We start from the raw sequence: 7,240 nt of genomic DNA, 5'->3' as shown, positions 1-7,240 counted from the left end.
ATATAAGTTTGATAAGCATTTTCTAAATCTTCAAAACCAAGTTTTTTAAATTCATCAATACTTTTATAAAGTTCTTTTCTTGCTTTTAAATAAGTATCATTTAGTTTGTTTTTATGAGAGATAAAGATAGTATAAAAACTAGAGTTAAATTCTAATTCTTTTATTGTGTTTTCATCAAATAAAGCTTGCTTATCTTTATCATATAAAACATAATCTTCACAAAAATATAAAGCTTTTAATAGATAGGGTTTTGAATCGATGTTGATGTTGTTGATATTTTCTAAAGATAGTTTTTGTATATAGGCTATTTTTAAATTATTGATTGCTTGTATAGATACAAGCTTATAATTATTATATTCTTGATTAAAATAATTAAGATTTTCTAAAAATATTTTATACTCATTGATATATTCTTTTTCATTTTGTATATTATTTAAATGCTTAAGACTTTGATTGAAAATATTATTATTATAAAAATTACAAGAAAAACTATCAAAATTAAATTCTTTTAACAAATTACTATTTTTATTATCTATAGAACATAAAGGAGTAAAGGAATTTTGTATGTTTTTGTAGTAGGGGTAGAGAGAGTTATTGGAAAGATTAAATGCTTGTTGAGTTTTATTTGCACTGAAATAAAGAATTTTTTGCGTTGGTTTTTTGATTAAAGAAACCACAGCGCCTGGTCCAACTATACTCCCAATATAATATAACGGTTGTTTTTGAAAATCTTGTTTTAAGAATTGAAATGCTTGCTTTCTAATTTGATCATTTGAGATTATAAGTTTAATGGCTTTATAAAAGACTTCGGCTTGTTCAATAGCTTCATCTTGTTTTGTGTTGTCATCTAAAATTATATTTTCAACTCCAATAATTTTTATTACAAAATGTCCAAATTCTAAAGCCGTCATAACTGTAGAGTCAAATATACCATTTACTAAATCATCAATATGTTGCAAAATATTCTTATTGTTAGACATTTTATTAGTCCTTTATTTTATTTAAATAGATAAAATATACTAAAATAATTTTATAAAATAAATAAAAAACTATTGAAAAAATAATTTTTAAATTTGTATTTAAATGAAAGAATTCTAACAAATCCATAAAATAATTCCACAATATAAACAAAATTAAAATATCATTAAAAATGCTATATAAAAAAATAAATAATGAATTTGCTTTATATTTGGCTTTACATTTTTTACAAACTAGTTCTTTACCAAAGCCCAATAAAAATACATTTGATGCATTTTGTAATTTATTGATTTTTGTTTTACAAACTTCACATTCTTTATAAATAGACATTTATCGCATTCCTTATGTTACTTTCTACAATTTCTTGCCCCTCTCTTAAAGATTCTTTTATACTTTCTTCAATATTAATAGTATTATTCTCATTATTAGCATTGTTTTCATTTGCATTCATCTAAAGCCTTTTGGATTTCATTTATCGTATTTTCTATAAAGATTGATGTGTTTTTGCGGTAATCTTTCCATTCTTTCCCGAGTGTCTTATCAGGAAGTTTTGAGCCATCTGGATCTAAGTTAATGAATATATTATAACTTCTCTTTATTTGATTAAACATTAAGTTTCTATCTTCAAAAGAACATAATTGATTGTTATGAAACAAAAGAAGACCCCGAATTGTTATTTTTGGATAGATTGCCATAGTTTTATACCAAGTTCCCTTATCCAAATAACCTACACCCTCTAAATAATCATAAAAATCATCATAATGTTTTATAAATTTAAGTTTTTCTTCAAAAATTTGTTTTTCTAAATCTTTGGTAGTTGCTCTTAGGGCTAAATATTTTTGCTTTTCATTGGAAGTTGAATTTATACCGCTTATGAAATTAAGATAATTAAAATAAATTTGTTCTTTGCTATACAAAAAAATAAAAAACCCGATGTAATTTTTAAGAGAAAATTCAAAATATCTATCCTCAAATCCAAAGAATTTAGCCACCTTAAAATCAAAAATAGCCTTTTGCATTTTTGCATTTAAATCTTTAAAATCTTCTAATTTTGGCTGATGATCATCTACAATTTTAATCATATCTTTAGGACTTGGATTTAAAGTCATTTTTTCAAAATTTCTAAATTCTTGTTCTTTTTTAGGATAATGATACATTCCCCAACAAATCGTATATAAAGGAGAATAAAGTAATTTTGCAAGCACGGCGAGTATTATGATTAATATAATACAGGGTATATAAAATCTTTTAAGTTTATAAAAAGGTTTTTTCATTTATATTCCTTGATATTTTAAAAATAGTTTTTGTGCTTTTTTCTGTTTCGTTTAAGGTTTTATTTTGAGTGTTAAGTTCTATCTCATTCATTTGTGCATTCTTTTAGTTTAGATTGTAGGGTATTGAGCTGCTTGATTTGTTTTTGGTTAAGTTTGAATTTTTTAAAAATATAGATCAATTTTTGAAGGTTTTTTATTAAATTATTATCATCAGTATAAGCATATTTTTCTAATTCTTTATTAAAAAATAATAAAATTCTATTAGAAGTAAAATCAATTTTGCTCATACCATTTAAAATTGTCATAGTTTTAGGGGTATTTAAATCACAAATATAATCTTGAGAAAATTCACTCAAATACATACTAGTAAATCCACTATTATAGCCAATTAGGTCGTTAATATACATTCCGATTCTAACTACATCAAAGCTATCAAACTTATGAATATCTTTTTGTAAAAAATCCTCTTCTAAACGAGTATTTAGAAAAAATAAAAAATCTTCAAAAACTTTAAATCTTTCCTTGTCAAATAAAAAATAAGTTTTATGATTTGTGATATTTCTTTCATTATATAAAAGATAAAGTATAATATCAGTATTTGAATTTGTTGCAACATGTCCAGCTTGTCTTATAAGCTCAACATCTTCTTCTGTAGGATAGTAAGAGGTTAAAGTTTTCATATCTTCAATACTTGTTTGTATCATCTTAAGATTTTTAATAATCATTTGTGTAACTTTTTCTTGATTATAGTTTTCTTTGCTTAAATTCTTAGCATATTCTAATTCTTCCTTACCTTTGTTTTCACTCCACTTAATTAAAGCACTAAGATTTTCTCTTGCTTTGTTATTATCAGCTTCCATAGAATTAAACAATTCATAAATATTGCTAATAACTACATATAAAACCACCAAGATGAAAATGATAATCCAAGATTTTTTTGAGAATTTAAACAAAGGTTTTATCCTTAAAAATAATATTATTTTGCATTATAACATTAATTATAAAATTGTCATCTTTATTTCTTTATTTACAGTCAAAGAATGGATATAAGTTTGATAAGTATTTTCTAAATCTTTAAAGCCAAGTTTTTTAAATTCATCAATACTTTTATAAAGTTCTTTTCTTGCATTTAAATAAGTATCGTTTAATTTGGCTTTGTGGAGAATGAAAAGAATGTATTCATCCTCATCATATTCTAAAGTTTCTTTAGCTATTTTCTCATTTAATAAAGCTTCATCATTATTATCTAAAACTAAAAAAGCTTCACATAAAAACAAAGTTCTTAAATAAGCAAATTCTGAGTTGATATTAATATTATCAATATCTTGTAAATTTAAAGTCTTTAATGAGTATTTTTTAGTAGCGATAATGCTTAAACTTTGATTTGGATTTAAAAAAAGTATTTCTTTCTTGTTTTAATTGAAAGCTTAGATTTTCATTTAAGGATTTAAATAAAGAATTAAAAATCTCATTTTTGATTTTATTATCTTCTTTGTAAAATTTTAAAGCAAGTTGATATTTTTGTTCTTCTTGATCAATGATTTGTTCTTGTTCTTGTAAATCTTGTATGTTTTTTAAATACTCTTCATCCATAAAATTATAGGAATTAGAAGCTATGCTTGTTTTAGTTATAAGTTCTTTTTTCTTTGCTAGGGCAAATTCGTATTCTTTAGAATAGCTAGGGTAGGGGTGTGGGGTGAAGAGAGATAAACCGTTTATGAGAATTTGAAAATTATCTTGTTGTAAAATTTGACATTCTTCTGGACTATTGCAAATTTGCTTAAAATTTCTTGGTGCAAGAAATTTTTCATATGTAGAATTAAGAAAATTTGTTATTATGCGAGAAGCTGTACCATCAAAAATAAATTCTAATATTGCATCTAAAACATTATCATAGATATCGAAAGCTTTATTGGTTGCATTCTTGATTGCGACAGGAATATCATTTGCATAAATAATTGTAATTACAGCAACTTCTACTTGACCAGTTTTTATGCCACCTACAATACCTACTGCAATAATTGGACCGCTAACTAAATTACTTGTAAAATGAACTACAGCTTTTCTAAAATTCTTAGTCTTATGATATACTTATTCTGATTCTATAAAATTTGTTACTAAATCCAGATGGCTAAGTGATTTTTTAATATATCTATTAACAGCTTCTCCTAGAATATCTTCGTTTTCTAACAATTCTTGTAGTGGTATGACATAAGTCAATGATTCTCTTAATTCGCTTAAGCTAGCCATTATTTTACTCCATTATGAAGCATTGTTTGTTTGCTAAAAAATAAACCCTTGCCGCATAGTAAGCTTTTGAAAAGAAATATTCTTCTTTTTTCAAATTTTTATCGTATTCATCATCATAAAAAGCAAAGTAAATTACTTCATAAAGATTATTATAAAAATCTTTATTATTAATAAGATTAAGAGTGCAATTTTCACTTTGAGAGTCTATAATCTTAAAAACATAATTTATCTTTTCTATAAAACATTGCATTTTACTTTTTACATCTATAATTTTACAAGAGTTAGCTTTTTTCAAGAGCTCTTCGCTATCTTCTTTTAAAATTTTTTCCATATATTCTCCCCAATCCTTTTCTACAGTGGCAACTCCTGCAATGTATTCAGGTTTTCCAAAATTAAGTCCTGATTTTAAAGGATATTCTGTGGCCATTTTTTCAAATAAATCTTTTAAGCTTGGGTTTTGGGAAAGAAAAACTTCTTTGCTTTTGGTATTGCTTATATAATCAGGGATGCTTTCAGAATCTTTTATTACAATTTGTATAATTGGAGATAGCTCCCTTTCTTTTTTAGGTAGAATAAATTTATCAACAAAAGAAAAAGAACTCACAATAAGGACAAGAATAAAAAAAGCTTTTATAGGGTGGTATAAAATAAAAAAATAAATTTTGTAAAATAAATTCATAATTACTCCTTAATTTATAATATTATCTTTAAAACTTAAATTATTTTCCACATGCATTTAATCTTCCTTTGGCAATATTTATGAAATAATTAAGTTCTTTTGTTATATATATCGCTTCGTATAATTCTTGATCTTGAAATTTTAAATCCACATCATGAAATAAATCCATTTTTTCATAAGAATTTATCATATTTTCTAATAATTGTTCTTTTTGAGGTATAGAACACATAAAATTTGTATCTAAAGTAAATCCAAAAAACAAAGTATTATAATTCATAAAATTAATTTCAAACATTATTTTACCTAAATTATACTTGGGCGGTAATTTTTCAATTTCACTCATAAAGACAAGAAAATTATCTACAATATTTAAATAATTATTAATTTCTTCTAAATCAGTGCTATTGGATGCGAGATAAAAATAATCAAGATTGTTTTGCATTTGCAAACCAAACAATACATCCTTATTTTTAAGAGCTACTAAATAAGCATTATCTAAACCTAAAGTTTGCATAAATTTAAAATCTTTTTTGAAATGATGCATATAATTTAACAATTTTTTTTGATTTGTTTTTAATTCTTCATTTAAGTTTTGTTCTTTAAAAACTTTTTTAAATTCTTCTTCATTGCTCTTAAATAGTTTATACATATCTTTAGCACTTTGATATTCTTTTTCATGATAATACTTATCCCAAAAAATAAGCTCTAAAGGGCGTTGTAAAAAATGATAAGTTAAGCTTATAAAAATAATCAAAGCTATAAGCACACCACAAGGTATATAAAATCTTTTAAGTTTGTAAAAAGGTTTTTTCATGGATGCTCATATTTATTTTAAATTAGCTTTTTCTAGCATTTTATTGTCCCAACCTTCTGGTAAATCTTTTATGCTTGGATAATAAGGGCGTAAAAGTTCTATATAAACTCCTTTCTGATAGGAAAGCTCAAAATAATACTTTCCTAAAGCAGAAGGGATAAGCTTTGCATCTCCGTGATAATTTCCATCAGAATAGACAAAATTAGGGCTATAAAAAGGGCTTCTAGGAGGAACATATGGGCTTTGTTGAATTGGGCGCACTCCTATTTCATCATAAGCAAAATAATCATATATGCTAAATTTAAAAATACCATTATTGCCAAAGCCATAATCATAATAATCATTAAAATAACCATTTTCTCCTTCAAATCCCATATCAAGCAATATTTTTTCATAACGCTTATTTATTTCTTCGTTTAAATTTTTATAATCTATTTTTGTGTCATCCATATAAGCTGCAGGATTAAAAAGAAGCTTGGTTTCATCTTGAAACAAACCATAAGAAAGCTCTAATAAGAAATCTTTTAAACTCCAAACCAAATCAGCATAAAAATACTCATCATCAAAAGTGATTAAATAATCTTCATCTTTTTTATTTTGTTTTGCTAAATAATCAAGCATAGCAAGCAATATTGGATTTTTTTTAATATAACTTTTATCTTTAAAATTATTAGCTTGTTCTTTTGTAAGAATGCCAACTTCTCCTAATTGATCATAAATTTCATCACTAAATACGAAAGGTTTTATGCCATGGTTTTTATTGATTGCATCAATATAATTTTTTATTATCATTGTGTTTTTACTATAAAGTTCTTTCACATAGGAAATGATTTGTTCTTGGCTTAAAATTTGAGTGTCTTTTTCTATTTTACATTGATACTCTAAATTATTTGGACTTTCAAAATAATAACCCCCATCCATACCATCATAAAATTTAGGTTTAATATAATTAGGATTTTTATTAGCAAGCCATAAGGGATTTTTTATCTTTTTAACTTCTTCTTCTAAATTTTCAAATTTAGTGGCTATGTATTTTGGGATGAGTTTGTTGCCTTTTTTATCAAAAACAATTTTACCAAGATATATGCCAAATTTTGGATTATAGCATTCAAGCTCATTCATATCATTAAATTTCCAAAAATATTGCTCGCTAGGACAAATATTATTATAACTTTTTATGTTTGTATTTATGGCTAAATAAATAGCATAAGGTTCTTTTCTGGTTTGTAAGAAATCTTTATGTTT

9 protein-coding genes and 1 pseudogene are annotated in these 7,240 nt (G+C 24.5%); all 10 read right to left on the bottom strand.

Going from position 1 to position 7,240, the window contains the following annotated elements; translation table 11 throughout:
- A pseudogene (locus tag AJN60_RS09810) lies at positions 1-980 on the bottom strand (hypothetical protein); the annotation flags it as partial.
- Between the two features lie 314 nt (positions 981-1,294).
- Positions 1,295-1,429 carry a hypothetical protein gene (locus tag AJN60_RS10020; RefSeq protein WP_261661150.1) on the bottom strand — a complete coding sequence of 45 codons (135 nt, stop codon included), beginning with the start codon at positions 1,427-1,429 and terminating at the stop codon, positions 1,295-1,297.
- Positions 1,416-2,252, bottom strand: coding sequence for a hypothetical protein (locus AJN60_RS09450; RefSeq protein WP_083262249.1), 837 nt, complete (start codon positions 2,250-2,252; stop codon positions 1,416-1,418). The genes AJN60_RS10020 and AJN60_RS09450 overlap by 14 nt, the downstream gene beginning before the upstream one ends.
- An 83-nt stretch (positions 2,253-2,335) precedes the next feature.
- Entirely contained in the window at positions 2,336-3,205 is an 870-nt protein-coding gene (locus tag AJN60_RS07660; protein ID WP_070243589.1) for a hypothetical protein, read from the bottom strand.
- A 45-nt stretch (positions 3,206-3,250) separates the two neighbouring features.
- Positions 3,251-3,529 (bottom strand): hypothetical protein, encoded by a 279-nt coding sequence (locus AJN60_RS09800; RefSeq protein WP_173405603.1) that lies wholly within the window; start codon positions 3,527-3,529, stop codon positions 3,251-3,253.
- A gap of 79 nt (positions 3,530-3,608) precedes the next feature.
- Complete coding sequence (locus AJN60_RS09795; protein ID WP_173405604.1) at positions 3,609-3,845, bottom strand: hypothetical protein; 237 nt, start codon at positions 3,843-3,845, stop codon at positions 3,609-3,611.
- Positions 3,846-4,343: 498 nt separating this feature from the next.
- A complete protein-coding gene (locus AJN60_RS09790) occupies positions 4,344-4,502 on the bottom strand; it encodes a hypothetical protein (protein ID WP_171824256.1) in 159 nt (52 codons plus the stop codon).
- Positions 4,503-4,506: 4 nt separating this feature from the next.
- Positions 4,507-5,181, bottom strand: coding sequence for a hypothetical protein (locus AJN60_RS07650; protein ID WP_002801461.1), 675 nt, complete (start codon positions 5,179-5,181; stop codon positions 4,507-4,509).
- A 40-nt stretch (positions 5,182-5,221) separates the two neighbouring features.
- A complete protein-coding gene (locus tag AJN60_RS07645; RefSeq protein ID WP_070243590.1) occupies positions 5,222-5,995 on the bottom strand; it encodes a hypothetical protein in 774 nt (257 codons plus the stop codon).
- Between the two features lie 12 nt (positions 5,996-6,007).
- A partial coding sequence (locus AJN60_RS09785; RefSeq protein WP_002871606.1) for a hypothetical protein occupies positions 6,008-7,240 on the bottom strand: 1,233 nt, incomplete at its 5' end.

The organism is Campylobacter sp. BCW_4323 (genome assembly GCF_001763115.1).
Taxonomy (GTDB): Bacteria; Campylobacterota; Campylobacteria; order Campylobacterales; family Campylobacteraceae; genus Campylobacter_D; species Campylobacter_D jejuni.
The sequence above is the reverse complement of the archived record's forward strand: the minus strand, read 5'-3'. Positions and strand labels throughout refer to the sequence as shown.